16 protein-coding genes are annotated in these 16,977 nt (G+C 73.9%); 7 read left to right on the top strand and 9 right to left on the bottom strand.

Translation table 11 applies throughout. The features are described 5' to 3' along the window. Positions 1–253: 253 nt before the first annotated feature. Positions 254–1,777 (bottom strand): tRNA (N6-isopentenyl adenosine(37)-C2)-methylthiotransferase MiaB, encoded by a 1,524-nt coding sequence (gene miaB, locus ACN9MM_RS28830; RefSeq protein WP_426366605.1) that lies wholly within the window; start codon positions 1,775–1,777, stop codon positions 254–256. Positions 1,778–1,903: 126 nt separating this feature from the next. Between miaB and ACN9MM_RS28825 the strand changes: the two genes are divergently transcribed. From ACN9MM_RS28825 to ACN9MM_RS28800, 6 genes are all read left to right on the top strand, one after another. Beyond that, a complete protein-coding gene (locus ACN9MM_RS28825; protein ID WP_426366603.1) occupies positions 1,904–2,689 on the top strand; it encodes a DeoR/GlpR family DNA-binding transcription regulator in 786 nt (261 codons plus the stop codon). Between the two features lie 94 nt (positions 2,690–2,783). Further along, positions 2,784–3,137: a DUF4406 domain-containing protein gene (locus ACN9MM_RS28820; RefSeq protein WP_426368851.1), complete on the top strand. Its 354-nt coding sequence runs from the start codon at positions 2,784–2,786 to the stop codon at positions 3,135–3,137. Next, positions 3,134–3,796, top strand: coding sequence for an NUDIX domain-containing protein (locus ACN9MM_RS28815; RefSeq protein ID WP_426366602.1), 663 nt, complete (start codon positions 3,134–3,136; stop codon positions 3,794–3,796). Before ACN9MM_RS28820 ends, ACN9MM_RS28815 begins: the two co-directional genes overlap by 4 nt. 141 nt (positions 3,797–3,937) lie before the next feature. After that, positions 3,938–4,636: a DedA family protein gene (locus ACN9MM_RS28810; protein WP_426366601.1), complete on the top strand. Its 699-nt coding sequence runs from the start codon at positions 3,938–3,940 to the stop codon at positions 4,634–4,636. Positions 4,637–4,707: 71 nt separating this feature from the next. Then, the gene (locus ACN9MM_RS28805; RefSeq protein ID WP_426366600.1) at positions 4,708–5,865 is read left to right on the top strand and encodes a sensor histidine kinase; all 1,158 of its coding nucleotides are present in this window, start codon (positions 4,708–4,710) and stop codon (positions 5,863–5,865) included. After that, positions 5,856–6,500, top strand: a complete 645-nt coding sequence (locus ACN9MM_RS28800) for a response regulator (protein WP_426366599.1) — start codon at positions 5,856–5,858, stop codon at positions 6,498–6,500. The genes ACN9MM_RS28805 and ACN9MM_RS28800 overlap by 10 nt, the downstream gene beginning before the upstream one ends. On the opposite strand, the gene ACN9MM_RS28795 is transcribed toward ACN9MM_RS28800, so the two are convergent. Continuing rightward, a complete protein-coding gene (locus ACN9MM_RS28795; protein ID WP_426366597.1) occupies positions 6,485–7,579 on the bottom strand; it encodes a CaiB/BaiF CoA transferase family protein in 1,095 nt (364 codons plus the stop codon). The two genes, ACN9MM_RS28800 and ACN9MM_RS28795, sit on opposite strands and share 16 nt — an antisense overlap. Before the next feature lie 148 nt (positions 7,580–7,727). On the opposite strand from ACN9MM_RS28795, the gene ACN9MM_RS28790 reads away from it, so the two are divergent. Next, positions 7,728–8,144: an organic hydroperoxide resistance protein gene (locus tag ACN9MM_RS28790; RefSeq protein ID WP_426366595.1), complete on the top strand. Its 417-nt coding sequence runs from the start codon at positions 7,728–7,730 to the stop codon at positions 8,142–8,144. 66 nt (positions 8,145–8,210) lie between these two features. Here ACN9MM_RS28790 and hemL read toward each other — a convergent pair whose 3' ends face one another. The 7 genes from hemL to ACN9MM_RS28755 all read right to left on the bottom strand — a co-directional run bounded on the left by hemL (position 8,211) and on the right by ACN9MM_RS28755 (position 16,661). Next, the gene (hemL, locus tag ACN9MM_RS28785; protein ID WP_426366594.1) at positions 8,211–9,512 is read right to left on the bottom strand and encodes a glutamate-1-semialdehyde 2,1-aminomutase; all 1,302 of its coding nucleotides are present in this window, start codon (positions 9,510–9,512) and stop codon (positions 8,211–8,213) included. Next, positions 9,509–11,563: an acetate--CoA ligase family protein gene (locus ACN9MM_RS28780; RefSeq protein ID WP_426366593.1), complete on the bottom strand. Its 2,055-nt coding sequence runs from the start codon at positions 11,561–11,563 to the stop codon at positions 9,509–9,511. Before ACN9MM_RS28780 ends, hemL begins: the two co-directional genes overlap by 4 nt. Continuing rightward, positions 11,560–12,903, bottom strand: a complete 1,344-nt coding sequence (hemA, locus tag ACN9MM_RS28775; protein WP_426366592.1) for a glutamyl-tRNA reductase — start codon at positions 12,901–12,903, stop codon at positions 11,560–11,562. Before hemA ends, ACN9MM_RS28780 begins: the two co-directional genes overlap by 4 nt. Positions 12,904–12,907: 4 nt before the next feature. Beyond that, positions 12,908–13,927, bottom strand: a complete 1,020-nt coding sequence (gene hemB, locus ACN9MM_RS28770; protein WP_426366591.1) for a porphobilinogen synthase — start codon at positions 13,925–13,927, stop codon at positions 12,908–12,910. Positions 13,928–14,060: 133 nt separating this feature from the next. After that, on the bottom strand, positions 14,061–14,861 hold the full coding sequence (locus tag ACN9MM_RS28765; RefSeq protein ID WP_329857293.1) for an aspartate/glutamate racemase family protein: 801 nt from the start codon (positions 14,859–14,861) through the stop codon (positions 14,061–14,063). After that, entirely contained in the window at positions 14,830–16,080 is a 1,251-nt protein-coding gene (locus tag ACN9MM_RS28760) for an FAD-dependent oxidoreductase (RefSeq protein ID WP_426366590.1), read from the bottom strand. The genes ACN9MM_RS28765 and ACN9MM_RS28760 overlap by 32 nt, the downstream gene beginning before the upstream one ends. Beyond that, a complete protein-coding gene (locus ACN9MM_RS28755; RefSeq protein WP_426366589.1) occupies positions 16,077–16,661 on the bottom strand; it encodes an arylmalonate decarboxylase in 585 nt (194 codons plus the stop codon). Before ACN9MM_RS28755 ends, ACN9MM_RS28760 begins: the two co-directional genes overlap by 4 nt. Between the last annotated feature and the right edge of the window lie 316 nt (positions 16,662–16,977).

Raw genomic sequence — 16,977 nt, 5'->3', positions numbered from 1 at the left:
CGGTGCCGGAGGCTTACGGGCCTGCCCCCGCACCCCTGGTGACGGCACCTGGTGGTGCGGGTCCGGGCACAGGGAGCCGAGGCGCCCGCCAAGCGCGCCGTCCCGTGTGCCCACCCGTCCCGCCCTGCGGGACGGGTGGGCACACGGGGGTGGGCGACGGCCCACACGGCACGGCCGACGCGCCGCCCCGCGCGGGCGGCACCGCCCCGGCCCGGGCGCGGGCGGTGGGGTGTCGCCCGGCGGAGGCGTGGCGTCAGTGCGTGCCGCAGGCCGGGGTTTCCATCGGCGGGAGGGGGGCCGGGGCGCCGATCTGGGGGAGGCCCAGGAGGACGCCCGTCGGCTTCGGGGCGGCCGTGCGCTTCTCCCAGGCGTCGCCCGCGCGCGTACGGCGGACCGAGGAGACCGGGCCCTCGGCGAGCAGGTGGTGCGGGGCGGCGTAGGTGATCTCGACGGTGACGACGTCGCCGGGGCGGACGTCCTCGTCCGGCTTGGTGAAGTGGACGAGCCGGTTGTCGGGGGCGCGGCCCGAGAGCCGGTCGGTGGCGCCGTCCTTGCGGCCCTCGCCCTCGGCGACCATGACCTCCAGCGTGCGGCCGACCTGCTTCTTGTTCTCCTCCCAGGAGATCTCCTCCTGGAGGGCCACCAGGCGCATGTAGCGGTCCTGGACGACCTCCTTGGGGATCTGTCCCTCCATGTCGGCGGCAGGCGTGCCGGGGCGCTTGGAGTACTGGAAGGTGAAGGCGTTCGCGAAGCGGGCCTCGCGCACGGCGTGCATCGTCTGCTCGAAGTCCTCCTCGGTCTCGCCGGGGAAGCCCACGATGATGTCGGTGGAGATCGCCGCGTGCGGGATCGCGGCGCGGACCTTCTCGATGATGCCGAGGAAGCGCTCCTGCCGGTACGAGCGGCGCATCGCCTTCAGGATCGTGTCCGATCCGGACTGCATGGGCATGTGCAGCTGCGGCATGACGTTCGGCGTCTCGGCCATGGCCGCGATGACGTCGTCCGTGAAGTCGCGCGGGTGCGGGGAGGTGAAGCGGACGCGCTCCAGGCCCTCGATCTGGCCGCAGGCGCGCAGCAGCTTGCTGAAGGCCTCGCGGTCGCCGAGGTCGGAGCCGTACGCGTTGACGTTCTGGCCGAGCAGGGTGATCTCGGAGACGCCCTCGGCGACCAGCGCCTCGATCTCGGCGAGGATGTCGCCGGGCCGGCGGTCCTCCTCCTTGCCGCGCAGGGCCGGGACGATGCAGAAGGTGCAGGTGTTGTTGCAGCCGACGGAGATCGAGACCCAGGCGGCGTAGGCGGACTCGCGGCGGGTCGGCAGCGTGGAGGGGAAGGCCTCCAGGGACTCGGCGATCTCGATCTGCGCCTCCTCCTGCACGCGGGCGCGCTCCAGGAGGACCGGCAGCTTGCCGATGTTGTGGGTGCCGAAGACCACGTCGACCCAGGGGGCCTTCTTGACGATGGTGTCGCGGTCCTTCTGGGCGAGACAGCCGCCGACGGCGATCTGCATGCCGGGGCGCGTGGTCTTCATGGGGGCGAGCCGGCCGAGGTTGCCGTACAGCTTGTTGTCGGCGTTCTCGCGGACCGCGCAGGTGTTGAAGACGACGACGTCGGCGTCGCCGTCCGCGCCCTTGGGGGCCCGGACGTAACCCGCCTCTTCCAGCAGACCGGAGAGCCGCTCGGAGTCGTGGACGTTCATCTGGCACCCATAGGTGCGGATCTCGTAGGTCTTGGTGCCGTCAACGCTCACTGCGGTGCTCCGGTCGCTGCTGCTCGTCATGCGTCCAAGGGTAGGCGGTCCGGCGGACCGCCCCGTCCCGTCGGCCCGGAGGCGGGAACTCCACCGCACGCTCTCATTCGCACATGCCGATGTTCATTCGGACATCGGAGTGATAGAAAGGGGCGCATGGGTGTCGCCAATCGTCTGGACCTGACCCTGCGATTGGTGCAGGGCTCCGACCGGGTCTCCGTGTCGGAGCTCTCCCTTCGCCTGGGAGTCTCCGAGATGACCGTCCGCAGGGACCTCGACGCGCTGGAGCGCCAGGGGCTCGTGCGCAGGGTGCACGGCGGCGCCGTCGCCACGCGCGCACGTGAGGAACAGGCCGGGTTCGCCGCCCGGGAGCCGTGGCAGGCCACGACCAAGGACCGTCTCGGCGCGGCCGCGGCCGCGCTCGTGGAGCCCGGTTCGCGCGTGCTCCTCGACGCGGGGACCACGACCGTGCACGTCGCCGAGCACCTCGCCGCCCGTGGCCCGCTGACCGTCGCCGTGCTCAGTCTCCAGGCGGCCGTGGCCCTGGCCGACCGGCCCGGGATCGAACTCCTCGTCGTGGGCGGCCGGTCCCGTCCCGGCGAGCGCTCCCTCGTCGGCCCGCTCGCGCTGCGCACCCTCGAAGCCCTGGCCTTCGACTGCTTCGTGATGTCCATCGGCGGGGTGCACGCCGAGCACGGCTGGTCGGAGTTCTCCCTGGACGACGCGGCCGTCAAGCAGGCCGGACTCGACCGGGCCGCCCGCACGGTCGCGGTCGCGGACGCGACCAAGCTGGGCGTGCGCGCGTTCAGCAGGGTCGCTCCTCTCGACGCGGTGGACCGGTTCGTGACCGACCGGGCCGCCGGGGACCCCGCCACCCACCCGGGTGGCCCCCGGACCCTGGAGGCCCTGCGCGACGCGGGTGTCGAGACGGTGCTCGCCTGAGCCGGGACGCACCCCGGCCGTCCCCGCCCCCGCCCCGTACCCGTACCCCTGAGCAAGGAGTGATGCGGTCGTGATCCCCGCACCCCGGCCCCTGATGATCCTCGTCGCCGGCCCCTACCGGTCCGGCACCGGCGACGACCCCCACAAGCTGGCCGCCCACGTGCGGGCCATGAACGAGGCCGCACTCGTGCTCTTCCGCGCCGGGCACCTGCCCGTGACCGGCGAGGCCCTCGCGCTGCCGCTCCTGGAGACGGCCGGCGGCGCCCTCCCCGGCGAGCCGCTCTTCGACGAGATCTTCCACCCCGTCGCCGAACGGCTGCTGTCCCGCTGCGACGCGGTACTGCGGATCAGCGGCCCCTCCGAGGGCGCCGACCGGATGGTCGCCCTGGCCCGCGCGCGGGGCTCGGCCGTCTACGGCGACATCGCCGACGTCCCGGCCGCCCGGTGACCGCCGGCATCGACACCCCCGACCGCCGCGGCCGGACCGGGCTCGACCGGCACGGCCGCGACCTGACCGGCAACCCGGACGTGCGGATCCGCGACGTCGAGGTGCTGTCCTGCGACTGGTACGTCCTGCGGAAGACCAGCTTCGACCAGCGGCACCGCGACGGGCACTGGAGCCGCGAACAGCGCGAGACCTACGACCGCGGTGACGGGGCGACCGTCCTGCTCCACGACACCGTGCGCCGCACCGTGCTGCTGGTCCGCCAGTTCCGCCTCCCCGCCTACGTCAACGGACACCCCGACGGCATGCTCCTCGAGACCGCCGCGGGCCTCCTCGACGACGAGAGCCCCGAGGAGGCGATCCGCCGCGAGGCCCAGGAGGAGACCGGGCACCTCATCGGCGTCCCCGAGCGGGTCTTCGAGGTCTACATGAGTCCCGGCTCGGTCACCGAGCGCCTGCACTTCTTCGCCGCTCCGTACGACCGGGCGCACTCCCGCGGCGACGCCCACGGTGTCGCGGCCGAGGGCGAGGACATCACCACGGTCGAGCTCCCCTTCGACGAAGCCCTCGCCATGGTCCGCGACGGCAGGATCGCCGACGCGAAGACCGTCATGCTGCTCCAGTGGGCCGCGCTCCACGGCCCGTTCCGCGCCGGGGCCTGATCCCGGTGGCCCGGCACCCTGCGGTTTTCCGCAGGGGGGCCGGGCGGGAAGCCTCGTACCGGGGCGGAGCTGGGATTTCTAGCGTGGAGGGGTGCCGGGGCGACCGCCTCGGGAAGCCTGCTCGTCCCTTGGAGACCCCCTGTGCTCGTCTCTCATCCGACCCTGCCCCTCGCCCTGGCCGGGGAGCCCGCCGACGGGTTCGCCGGGTGGGCCGCCGGGCTCGTCGACACGATGGGCGGGCCCGGTGCCGGGCTCGCCATCGCGCTGGAGAACCTCTTCCCTCCGCTGCCCAGCGAGGTGATCCTGCCGCTGACCGGCTTCGCCGCCGGGCAGGGCGTACTCAGCCTGGCGTCCGCGCTGTTCTGGACGACGCTGGGTTCGGTGGTCGGGGCGGTGGCGCTCTACTGGATCGGCGCGCTCTTCGGACGGCAGCGGATGCACGCGCTCTGGGCCCGGCTGCCGCTGGTGAAGGTCTCCGATCTGGAGCGCACCGAGCGGTGGTTCGCCCGGCACGGCACCAAGGCGGTGTTCCTGGGCCGGATGGTGCCGATCTTCCGGAGTCTCATCTCGGTCCCGGCGGGCGTCGAGCGGATGCCGATGCACGTCTTCGTCACGCTCACGACGCTCGGCAGTCTCCTGTGGAACAGCGTGCTCGTGATGGCCGGCTACTGGCTCGGGGACCGCTGGGACCTGGTCGAGGGGTACGTGGGCGTGCTGTCCAGGATCGTCCTGGTGCTCGTGGTGGTGGCGCTGGCCGCGTTCCTCGCCGTACGCCTCCGGGGGCGCGGGCGGGGTGCCGGCCACGACCGGGGGCGCGCCCAGCACCGCCGTACCCCGTGAGCGGGGGGCCGTTCCCCGTACCGTACGGACGATCTTGTCCGGGGCAGGAGCCGGAACTAGGCTCCGGGACCGTGCGAGGGGACGAGGAGGAGGTCGGGGCGGGCCGGCGGCTGGCGGGTGTGCTGCTCGGCTGTCTGAGCGCCCTCCTCGGCGCCCTGTTCTTCCTGGCCGCCGGAGCCCTGCTCGGCCCGTTCCTTCTGTGGCCCCGCACCCGGCCCCGCGCGCGAGAGGTCCTGATGGCCGGGGGCCGGCGGCTGGTGGCCCTGGAGCGGAGCCGCCGCTCGGTCTTCTTCGGCGACCGTTTCCCCGGTCCGTACGAGGTCCCCGACCGGCGTCTCCTGCGGTACCTCGCCGCCCGCGTCGGCACCGGTCTCGTGTCCGGGATCGTCCTCGGGCTCCTCGTCTTCGGCGAGGTCCTGGCCGTCCTGCTCGTCCGGGGCATCGTCCGGGGCTCGCTCGGCTGGACCGAACTCCTCACCCAGCTCCTGCTCGGCGGCGTCCTGCTCTTCCTGGACGTCCAGGGCCTGTACGCGCTGAGCGCGCTCGACGCCCGCCTCGCGCGCGCGTGCTTCGGGCCCTCCGAGCAGGAGCTGCTGCGCCGGCGCATCGACGAACTCGCGCTCAGCCGGGCCGCCGTGGTCCAGGCCGTCGACACCGAGCGGCGGCGGATCGAACGCGACCTCCACGACGGCGTCCAGCAGCGGCTCGTGGCCCTGGCCATGCTGCTCGGCCGGGCGCGCCGGGGTCGCGCGCGCGACCCCGAACAGGCCGACGCCCTGCTGCGGCAGGCCCACGCGGAGGCCCAGGACGTGCTGGCCGAGCTGCGGGACGTGGCCTGGCGGGTCTACCCCGCGGCCCTCGACAGCCTCGGACTGGAAGAGGCGCTCGGCGGGGTGGCGCAGCGCTGCGGGATCCCGCTGCGGGTCCGGTTCGAGGCGGGGGACGCGCCACTGCCGCCGCCGGTGGAGGCCGCCGCGTACTTCGTGGTCTCGGAGGCCGTCACGAACGCCGCCAAGCACTCCTCCGCCTCCGCCGTCTCCGTGCGCGTGACCCGCGCCGGCCCGCTGCTCACCGTGCGGGTCGAGGACGACGGCCGGGGCGGCGCGGACCCGGCCGGCAGCGGGCTCACCGGGCTGCGCAGCCGGGTCGCCGCGCTCGACGGGACCCTGCACGTCGAAAGCCCCCTCGGGGGACCCACCACTCTTGTCGCGGAGCTGCCGTGCGCGTGATCCTGGCCGAGGACTCGACCCTGCTGCGGGAGGGCCTGGTGCGGCTGCTCGTCGAGGAGGGCCACGAGGTGCTCGCCTCGTTCGGCGACGCGGAGGGCCTCGTCGACGAGGTGGCGGCGCGGCGCCCGGACGTCGTGGTCGCCGACATCCGGATGCCGCCGACCCACACCGACGAGGGGCTGCGGGCCGCCGTGGAGATCCGCGAGCGGCTGCCGGAGACGGGGGTGCTCGTGCTCTCCCAGTACGTCGAACGCAGCTACGCGGCCCGGCTGCTCACCGCCGGCGCGGAACGGGTCGGCTACCTCCTCAAGGACCGGGTGGCCCAGGTCGAGGAGTTCCTCGACGCGCTGGAACGGATCCACGCGGGCGGGGCGGCGATCGATCCGGAGGTCGTGCACCAGCTCGTCGTGCGCAGCACGCACGCAGACCCCCTGGCCCGGCTCACCCCGCGCGAGCGGGAGGTGCTGGAGGTGCTGGCCCAGGGGTACACGAACGCGGCCATCGCGCGGCAGCTGCACCTCTCGCTGAGCGCGGTGGAGAAGTACCTCAACGCCGTCTTCGACAAGCTGGAGCTCCACCGGACCGACGGCTACAGCCGCCGGATCCTGGCCGTGCTGCGCTACCTGGAGGCCTGAGCCCATGCGGCCAGCACCTCGTCGGTGTGCTCGCCGGGGAGCGGGGCGCGGCCCGGCGCCCCGGCCGGGGTGCGGCCGAAGCGGGAGGCGGGGGCCGGCTGGAGGCTGTCGCCGACCTCCACGAAGGCCCCGCGCGCGGCCAGCTGGTGGTGCTCGGCCGCCTCGGCGGCGGTCAGGACCGGGGCCACTCCGGCGTCCACGGCGTCGAAGACCTTGACCCAGTGCGCGCGGTCGCGGGTCGCGAACCGGGCGGCGATCAGGGCACGGAGCTCGGGCCAGGCGGCCGGGTCGGCTCGGTCGGGAAGACCGTCGTCGCCCGAGAGGCCCAGCTGCTCCAGGAGGTTCTGGTAGAGCCGGGGTTCGATGGCGGCGACGGCGAGGTGCAGGCCGTCGGCGGCCGCGTAGAAGGAGTAGTGCGGGGCGTCGGTCACCGTGTGGTTGCCGGGGACGGCCCGCCACTGGTGGATCAGGGTCGCGATCAGGGCTGCGCCGTCGGCGAGCGCGGTGTCGACGACCTGGCCCCGGCCGGAGCGCTCCCGCTCGTGGAGCGCGGCGAGCAGCCCGTGCACATGGGCGTTGGCGCCGCCGGCGAAGCTGGAGAGGTACGCGGTCGGGGGCGGCACCGGCGCCCCGGTCGCCGGGTCGGTGTCGAGTGCGCCGGTGAGGGCGAGGACCGCGAGGTCGTGGGCGGCGCGCCCGGCCCACTCGCCCTGGCCGCCCCAGCCGCTGAGCCGCCCGTACACGAGGCGCGGGTTGCGGGCGAGGGCCGCCTCGGGGCCGATGCCGAGGCGGTCGGCGACACCGGGCCGGAAGCCCTCGACGAGGAGGTCGGCGTGCTCGGCGAGCCGGAGCGCCGCTTCGATGCCCTCGGGGCTCTTGAGGTCCAGGGCGACCGAACGGCGGCCGCGGGAGAGCGGGTTCTCCGCGGGGCGCTCCGCGTCGGGGCCGGGTGCGGTGGCGGGCGCCCGGTCGACGCGTACGACATCGGCGCCGAGACCGGACAGGACGGTGCCGACGAACGCGGTGGGCGCCGAGCCCGCGAATTCCAGTACGCGTACTCCGGTCAGCGGTCCGGCCATGGCCAACTCCCTTGAATTCATGCGTCGGTGAGGCTTCACACGCTATTCGGCGACGTCCCGGAAAGGACTGCGGAGATCCGTAGCGCCGGGAATTCGGGGGCGCCGGAGACTGGGGGAATTCCCCTTCGCCCCTTTCGAAAGGCATGAAATGGCCGTCGTCTACACCGCCGAGGTCGCTTCCACCGGGGACGGGCGCAACGGCGCCGTGCGCTCCTCCGACGGGCTCCTCGACCTGCCGCTGTCGAGCCCCAAGGCCGTAGGGGGCTCCGGCACCGCGACCAACCCCGAGCAGCTCTTCGCCGCCGGCTACGCCGCCTGCTTCCACAGCGCGCTCCGGGTCTCCGCGCGCGAGTCCAGGACCGCGCTGTCGGACGACACCGTGACCGCGGAGGTGGCGCTGCACAAGGAGGAGGGCGGCTTCCACCTGTCGGTGGTCCTCACCGTCGAGCTGCCCGGGCTCGACGCCGCCGAGGCCCGGCGGCTCGCCGACGCCGCCCACGGCCGCTGCCCGTACTCGAGGGCGATCCGGGGGAACGTCGAGGTGCGGATCGATCTCGCCGGCTGACACGCGGAACCGGAAAAGGGAAGAGCCCCCGTGGTCCACGGGGGCTCTTCCCTTTCCGATGTGCCGTCAGCTCTTCGCCGCCGCCGCGGCCGCCGCCGCGGCCGGGAGCGCCTCGACCACCCGGCTCACGGCCCGGTCGTCGTGCGAGGCCGAGATGAACCAGGCCTCGAACGGCGAGGGCGGCAGATAGACGCCCTGCCGCAGCAGTTCGTGGAAGAACGGGGTGTAGCGGTACGCCTCGGTGGCGCGGACGCCGTCGAAGTCCACCACCTCGTCCTCGCCGAAGAAGACCGAGAACATGGTGCCGGAGTACTGCAGCCGGTGCGCGACGCCCTCCTTGGCGAGGGCGGCGGAGACCTCGGCGCCGATCGTGGTCGAGACCTGGTCGAGCCGCTCGTACACCTCGGGGGTGCTGTGCCGCAGGGTGGCGAGGCCCGCGGCGGTGGCGACCGGGTTCCCCGAGAGGGTGCCCGCCTGGTAGACGGGGCCCGCCGGGGCGAGGTGGGCCATGACGTCCGCCCGTCCGCCGAAGGCGGCCGCCGGGAAGCCGCCGCCCATGACCTTGCCGAAGGTCAGCAGGTCGGGGGCGACGCCGTCCCGTCCGTACCAGCCGGAGCGGCTGGCGCGGAAGCCGGTCATGACCTCGTCGGAGATGAACAGCGCGCCGCGGCGGGCGGTGATCTCCTTGAGGCCGGCGTTGAAGCCGGGCAGCGGGGGGACGGCGCCCATGTTCCCGGGGGCCGCCTCGGTGATGACGGCGGCGATCTCGCCGCCGATCTCGGCGAAGACCTTCTCGACGGCCGGCAGGTCGTTGTACGGCAGGACGATCGTGTCGCTCGCCTGCGCGCCGGTGACGCCCGGGGTGTCGGGCAGCGCGAAGGTCGCGAGGCCGGAGCCGGCCGAGGCGAGCAGGGCGTCCACGTGGCCGTGGTAGCAGCCCGCGAACTTCACGATCTTGCTGCGGCCGGTGAAGCCGCGTGCGAGCCGGATCGCGGACATCGTCGCCTCGGTTCCGGAGCTGACCAGGCGGACCTGCTCGACCGGGGCGACGCGGTCGACGATCTCCTCGGCGAGTTCGACCTCGCCGGTGGACGGCGCCCCGAAGGAGGTGCCCCGCTCCAGGGCCCGGGTGACGGCCTCGACGACGGCCGGGTGCCGGTGGCCGAGGATCATCGGACCCCAGGAGCAGATGAGGTCCACGTACTCGTTGCCGTCGCTGTCGGTGAGGTACGGGCCCTCGGCGGAGGCGATGAAGCGGGGGGTGCCGCCGACGGCGCCGAAGGCGCGGACGGGCGAGTTGACTCCGCCGGGGGTGACCTTGCGGGCGCGCTCGAAGAGGGCCTCGCTGTTCGTCTGTCCTGCGCTCATCGCGCGGCCTCCTCGGCGGACTCGAAGCTGAGGGCGGCGTCCAGGACGACCGCGCCCTTCGTGAGGACCCGCACCGGGTTGAGGTCGAGGGCGAAGCCCGCCGGCCAGTCCTGGACCAGGTCGCCGACCTTGTGGAGGAGTGCGGCGGCGGCTTCGACGTCCACGGCGTCCCGGCCGCGGGTGCCGGCGAGTATCTTCGAGCCGCGCAGCCCGGCGAGGAGCTCGGCGCCCTCGCCCGGGGCGAGCGGCAGGAGCCGGTGGCCGACGTCGTCGAGGACCTCGGTGAAGATCCCGCCGAGACCGGCGGTGAGGACCGGGCCCAGGTCGGTGGTGTGGACGCCCACGATCAACTCGACGCCCTCTCCGACGAGTTCCTCGACGAGCACCTGGCCGCCGAGCGCGGCGAGCCGGTCGTACGCCTCGGGCGCGGTGTCGGCGGTGACGCCGATCTCGACGCCGCCGGCCTCCGTCTTGTGCAGCAGGCCGGGGACGACGGCCTTGAGCACGGCCGTGCCGCCGGCCTCGGTGACGGCCGCCGCCGCGTGCTCGGCGCTCGTGGCGAGGCGGCCCTGGGGCACGGCGATCCCGGCCTCGGCGAGGAGCGCCTTGAGCTGCGGCTCCGTGGCGTCGGCGCCCGGGCCGGGCACGGTGCCGGGGCGCGGGGCCTCCGGCAGGGTGCGGGGGCGGCTGACCTCCCAGAGGGCGGCGGCGGCGCGCAGGGCGCGGGCCGGCGTCGGGTACTCGGGGAGGCCGGCCTCGCGCAGGTCGCGCGGGGCGTCGGGGGCGAGGAAGTCGGCTCCGGTGCGGGCGACGAGGATGGGCTTGCCCCCCTTCACGGCGGCCCGGGAGAGGGCGTTGACGGCCTTCTCGACGTCCGGTCCCGCCATCACGCAGAAGGCGGCGACGATGATGTCGACGGTCTCGTCGGCGATCAGGACGTCGAGGGAGCGGTCGAACAGGGACGGGTCGCTGAGGACGGTGGCCGTGATGTCGACCGGGTTGTCGATGGCGCCGAACGCGGGGACGATCTCGGCGAGAGCCTCCTTGCTGCGGGGCTCCAGGGCGCTGAGCTCCAGGCCGTGGGCCTCGACGGCGTCGGCGGCGAGGATGCCGGAGCCGCCGGAGGTGGTGACGACGGCGACGCGGTTGCCGGTGGGGCGCCGCTCGGACTCGAAGACCCGCGCCACGTCGAGGAGTTCGTCGATGTCGTCGACGCGGACGATGCCGAGGCCGCGCAGGGCGGCGTCGAGGACCCGGTCGTCGGTGGCGAGGGCTCCGGTGTGCGAGGCGGCGGCGCGGCCCCCCGCCTCCGTACGGCCGGACTTCAGGAGGGCGACGGGCTTGCCGGAGCCGGCCAGCTCGCGGAGGGTCCCGATGTCCGGGGTGTCCTCCAGGTAGCCGAGGAGGCCCGTGACCTCGGGGACGGTGGCCAGTTCGCGGAGGACTTCGAGGGCGGTGACGTCGGCGTCGTTGCCGGTGCTGACGACCCAGCCGGGGCGCAGGCCCCGCTCCAGGGCGAGGCTGGCGGCGCCGAAGCCGAGGGCGCCGCTCTGGCTGACGAAGGCGAGGGTGCCGGGCTCGAAGGGCACGGACTCGGCGCCGAAGAGGGGGCTGAAGGTGGCGAGGACCCGGTTCTCGTAGGCGACGGCCCCGATGCAGTTGGGGCCGATGATCCGCAGGCCGCCGGCGCGGGCCTTGGCGACGACCTCCGCCTGGAGGCGGGCGCCGTCCTCGCCGGTCTCGGCGAAGCCGGAGGAGGCGATGACGGCGAGCTTGACGCCGGCGGCGACGCAGTCGTCGACGGCGCCGGGGACCCGCTCGGCGGAGACCATGATGAGGGCCAGGTCGACGGGGCCGGGGGCGTCCTTGACGCTGGGGTAGGCGGGGACGCCGAGGATCTCCGGGGAGCGCGGGTTGACCGGCAGGATGCGGCCCTTGTAGCCGTACCGGAGCAGGTAGTCGAGCGGCTTGCGGCCCAGGGCGCCGGGGCGCTCGCTGGCGCCGATGACGGCGATGGATTCGGCTTCCCAGAGGGCCGAGATGTCACTCATGCGATGGCCTCGATCTTCTTCTCGTTCGGGTCGTTCGTCCGGTCGGCGCCGTCGGTGGACTCGGCGGCGGCGAAGAGGCGGGTGAAGGCGGCGATGTGGCGGGCGCCGTCCGGGTCGGCCGCGAGCTCGCGCACCAGGACGGTGGGCTGGTGCAGGGCCTTGTCGACGATGCGGCGGACGCTGCGGCCGATCTCCTGCCGCGCGGCGCCGTCGAGCCCGTCGAGGCGGCGGGCGAGCCGGTCGAGCTCGGCCTCGGCGGCCTCGGTGGCGGCGGTGCGCAGGGCGGTGAGGACGGGCTTGGCGCCGGCGAGCCGGAGGCCGGTGCGGAACTGTTCGACCTCGGCGTCGATGAGCTCGTGCGCGGCCTGGACGCTGGCGGCGGAGATCTCGTCCTCCTGGCCCTCCTCCGCGATGCGGCGCAGGTCGACGAAGGTGACGCCGGGCAGTTCCGCGGCCGTGGGGGCGATGTTGTGCGGCAGCGACAGGTCGAGCAGGAACAGTTCGCGGCCGTCGCGGGCGGCGAGCGCCTCCTCGACGTCCCGGGCGGTGACGAGGTGGCCGGTGGCGGCGGTGGCGCCGACGACGACGTCGACCTCGGTGAGGAGCCGGGGCAGGTCCGTGAGGTCGTACCCCACTCCCCCGGTGGTCTCGGCGAGGCGCTGGGCCTTCTCCGGGGTGCGGTTGGCGACGTGCACCCGGTCGAGGCCGGAGCGGCGCAGGGCCGCGACGACGACGCCGGCGAAGGCTCCGGCGCCGATGACGAGGGCCGTCTTGCCGTGCAGGGAGCCGACCCGGCGCTCGAAGAAGCCGAGTCCGGCGGTGGCGAGGGAGCGGCCGGCCTCGTTGAGTCCGGTCTCGTTGCGGGCCCGTTTGCCGACCCGCAGGGCGGTCTGGACGGCCTTGGCGAGGACCCGGCCGGTGCGGTCGAGCCGCTGGGACCGTTCGAGGCCGAGTTTCACCTGGCCGAGGATCTGGTCCTCGCCGACGACGACCGATTCGAGTCCGGAGGCCACGGCGAAGAGGTGGCGTACGGCTCCGTCGGCGTGGTGGCTGTAGAGGTGGGGGGCGATCTCGGCGCGGTCGACGCCGGTGTGCTGGGCGAACAGCTCGCCCAGGTCGCCGAGTTCGGCGGGGTCGGGGTTGGTGCCGCGGGTCTCGGCGTAGATCTCCAGGCGGTTGCAGGTGGAGACGACGACGGCGGCGTCGATGCCGTCGACGGAGGTCACGTCGGAGACGAGGTCCTCGGCGGGCCGGTCGGTGCCGGCGAGTCTCTCCAGGAGGTCGAGCGGGGCGCTGGCATGGCTGATGCCGAGGACCAGCATGGTGGAGGACGAGGTCACCGGGTCACCGGTCCAGGGTCTGGGCGAACTCGGAGGCCCAGTAGGTGATGATCTGGGTGGCGCCCGCGCGGTGGATGGAGGCGAGGCTCTCCCGGACGACCTGGTCGCGGTCGATCCAGCCCTTGGCGGCGGCGGCCTCGACCATGGAGTACTCGCCGGAGACCTGGTAGGCGGAGACGGGCACCTGCACGTGGTCGGCGATGAGCCGGACGATGTCGAGGTAGGCGAGGGCGGGCTTGACCATGACGAGGTCGGCGCCCTCGGCGACGTCGAGCGAGACCTCCAGGAGGGATTCGCGGATGTTGCCGGGGAACTGCTGGTAGCCCTTGCGGTCGCCGCGCAGGGTGGACTCGACGGCGTCGCGGAAGGGGCCGTAGAAGTGCGAGGCGTACTTGGCGGAGTAGCCGAGGATGGCGACGGACTGGTGTCCGGCCCGGTCGAGGGCCTCGCGGATGCGGCGGACCTGGCCGTCCATCATGCCGCTGGGGGCGACGATCTGGGCGCCGGCGTCGGCCTGGACGACGGCGGCCTGGGCGTACAGCTCGATGCTGGCGTCGTTGTCGACGTCGCCGTCGGCGTCGAGGACGCCGGTGTGGCCGTGGTCGGTGTACTCGTCGAGGTTGATGTCGCCGATGATCACGGTGGAGTCGCCGACCTCGGCGGCGACGTCGCGCAGGGCGACCTGGAGGATGCCGTCGGGGTCGACGGCGCCGGTGCCGGTGGGGTCCTTGTGTTCGGGGATGCCGAAGAGGATGAGTCCGCCGACCCCGTTGGCGACGGCCTCGGATGCGGCCTTGCGGAGGGTGTCGCGGGTGTGCTGGAAGACGCCGGGCATGGAGGGGATCTCACGCGGTTCGGTGAGGCCCTCGCGGAGGAAGAGGGGCTGGACGAGGTTGGCGGGGCCGACGCGGGTCTCGGCGGCGAAGCGGCGCAGGGCGGGCGTGCGGCGGAGCCGGCGCGGGCGGTAGTAGGGGGCGGCGGGGTCGGTGGCCGCGGTGTTGCGGCCGTAGGCGTCGTACGTCATGGGCGTGACTCCCTCGAAGGCGTGGCGGCGTGCGGTGCGTGACGGTGGGGGTACGGGCGCGGGGCGTGGTGCCGGGCGCGGAGGGCCCGGGACCGGGCCGGGGACACGGCGGGTCCTGCGGACACGGCATCTCCTAGAGGGCCGAGCCGAGGAAGACCTGCTCCAGGTGCTTGGCGACGGGCTCGTCGGGGCGGCTGAACCAGTAGCCGTGGCCGCTGCGCTGGAAGAGCTTCAGCTCGCCCAGCTGGACGAGGGTCTCGGCGAGTTTCACGGCGAGTCCGGCGGGGTCGATCACGGGCAGGCCGTGGAGTTCGTGGATGCCGAGGTGCCAGAGGATCTCGTTGGGGATGCCCTCGGCGGGGATGATGACCTCGGCCCCGGCCTTGGCGGCGCGCAGGGCGGCCGCCGAGTAGATCTCGACGAACTCGTCGAAGTCGCCCTCCAGGGACCGGTGCACGGAGTCCCAGCCGCCGGGCACGACCTCGTACGAGCTGAGCGAGGACTCCAGGCGGTACTGGCGGATGTTGGCCCTGATGGGCTCCTCGAGGGGCGGCATGAAGCCGAGGACGCCGAAGCGCTGGCCGGTGAGCGCCGACAGGAAGAAGGCCGTCTCGCCGTAGCCGAGGGTGGGGATGGAGGCGAGGTGGCGGGCGTCGCGCAGGCCGGGGTCCTGGCCGGCGGCGATCACCCAGGCGTCGTAGCCCTCCCGCTCCGCGACGAGTGCGGACTCGGAGAAGTGCCGGCTGAAGAGCACCTGGGCGGAGTGGTGGCCGACGAGCCCGAAGGGGGTGCGGTCGGGGTAGGTGTCGGCCGGCAGGGTCTTGATGTCGACGGTGGTGCCGGGAGCGGCGATCGCGTCGAGGTGTTCGCGGTACCACTGGTCGAGCAGCGGCAGGCGTCCCTCAACGGTGTGCTTGTGAAACCAGATCCGCATGTGCGTCACCTTTCAGGGGTCGTGGTGCGACGTCGAGAAGTGAGGCCTTGAGCAGGTAGTCGGTGGCCGCGCGGGGGTCCGCGGCGGTGCGCCGCAGGCCGTCGATCCGGGCGGCGAGTTCGGCCGGGCTGTCCAGACCGGCGGTGCGGGCCTCGCTGCGCGGCAGGACCGCCGTCTCGACGACGGTGCGGCGCCGGCCGAGGGCCGTGTCGAGGGGGGTCTCGTCGCCCGTTCCCGTCCGCAGGACGTCGGCGAGGGCCCGGGCGGTCTCCACGGCGTCGTGGAGACCGCAGTTCATGTTCAGGCCGCCGGCGGTGGAGGTGAGGTGGGCCGCGTCCCCGGCGAACAGGACCCGGCCGTCCCGGTAGCGCGGCAGCAGGAACCGCGCGAGCCGGTAGGTGTGCGCGTCCGTGACGCGTACGGCCCGTCCGGCGCCGCCCGGCAGGGCCAGGTCGACCCGGGCGCGTACGGCCTCCGGCGCGAGGACCTCGTCGCGGGGCGTCCCGCGCCGGATCCGGAAGATGAGCCGCCAGTGGTCGGGCATCCCGAGCACGCTGACCGAGCCTCGCGGGTCGCGGACGTACGTCAGCGCGGCCATCCCGGGGAGCAGTGCGTCGAGCGGGGTGTCGGTGACCACGCGGAGCGCGTAGTCCGGGTACTCCTCGGCCGTGCCGGGCAGCCCGGCGATGTCGCGGAGCCTGCTGCGGCTGCCGTCGGCCGCCAGGACGTACGGGTGGTGGGTGACGGTCGCCCGTCCCGCCGCGTCCTCGGTGCGCAGCCGCACCCCGCCCGCGGTCTGCTCGGCGCCGGTGACGGTGGCCCCGAACCGTACGTCGGCGAGGCCGGTCGCGGTCAGCGCGTCGAGCAGCAGCGGGGTGAGCCGGGCCTGTTCGACGTGGAGCCGGTACGGGTGGCCGGTGTGCCCGGTGAGCAGGGCGTAGTCCAGCTCGGCGTGCACGCCGCCGTCCAGGTCGCGCCACTGGACGCGGTCGACGGTGCGGCCCTGGCGGCGCAGGGCGGCCGCCACGCCGAGTTCGTCGAGCAGGTCGAGGGTGGCGGGGTGGAAGGTGGAGGCGCGGGACTCGGTGGCCAGTTCGCTCCGGGACTCCAGGACGGTCACCGGGACCCCGGCGCGGGCGAGGACGAGCGCGGCGGTCAGGCCGACCGGCCCCGCGCCGGCGACGGCGACCGTTCCGTGCTCCGCCGGGCGGCCGCTCACGACACGGCCACGGCGGCGGTCCGCTCCGCGAGCCGGCGGAGCAGCGGGTGCGCGTCCGGTCCGTCGGCCGGGAGGCCGAGGGTGTCCCGGGCCCACCAGGCGCTGGCCAGGTTGGAGGTGAGCAGGGTGCGCCCGTTGTCCCGGCCCAGTTCGGCGAGTGCGTCGAAGGTGAACATGCCGGTGCCCGTGAACAGCAGCGTGGCGTCCTCGGGGAGTTCGGCCTCGCGGACCTGGGCGACGAGTTCGTCGGTGGTCACGTCGTACGGGGAGAAGCGTGCGCCGGCCCTGATCTTGACGATCCGGTCGACCTTGAGCCCTGCCGACTCCCAGTAGGCGTGGGAGAGTTCGGTGAGCCACGGCTCGTACGGCGAGACGAGGACCAGGCTCTCGGCGCCCACGGCCCGCGCGGTGTCGAGGATGGCCAGGGCGGCGGACCGCACGGGCGCCCCGACGCTCTCGGAGAGCTCGGCGCAGAGCGCGCGGTCGCCTTCGGGCGTGAGCAGGTAATGCGATCCGGTGCAGGAGACGACGGCCGCGTCGAGGCGCAGTCCGCCGAAATTCCCCAGAACTTCGGGGAGCACGTCGTTGTACTTCTCGAGACGACCGCGCAGGTCTTTTCCGGGAAGTACCGGGAATCGCGAAGTGTGGACATTTAATGCGGGGCTTACGAGGCTGCCGATCTCGGGTTCGGCGGCGGCGTTCCCGGACGGAACCACCACACCGAGTCGCGGCGCCGATTGCAGAGCCATGAGCGAGTCTCTCCCATCCGTCGGTGCCATTGACATCACCGTACGGGCGGGGCGAACCGTACATCGATACGGGAATCCGCACCCCTTTCAGGACGCCTGGCCCCGGAAATGCGAACGGCGCCGCACCGTGAATACGGTGCGGCGCCGC

The organism is Streptomyces sp. E-08 (genome assembly GCF_049913095.1).
Classification (GTDB): Bacteria; Actinomycetota; Actinomycetes; order Streptomycetales; family Streptomycetaceae; genus Streptomyces.
The sequence above is the reverse complement of the archived record's forward strand: the minus strand, read 5'-3'. Positions and strand labels throughout refer to the sequence as shown.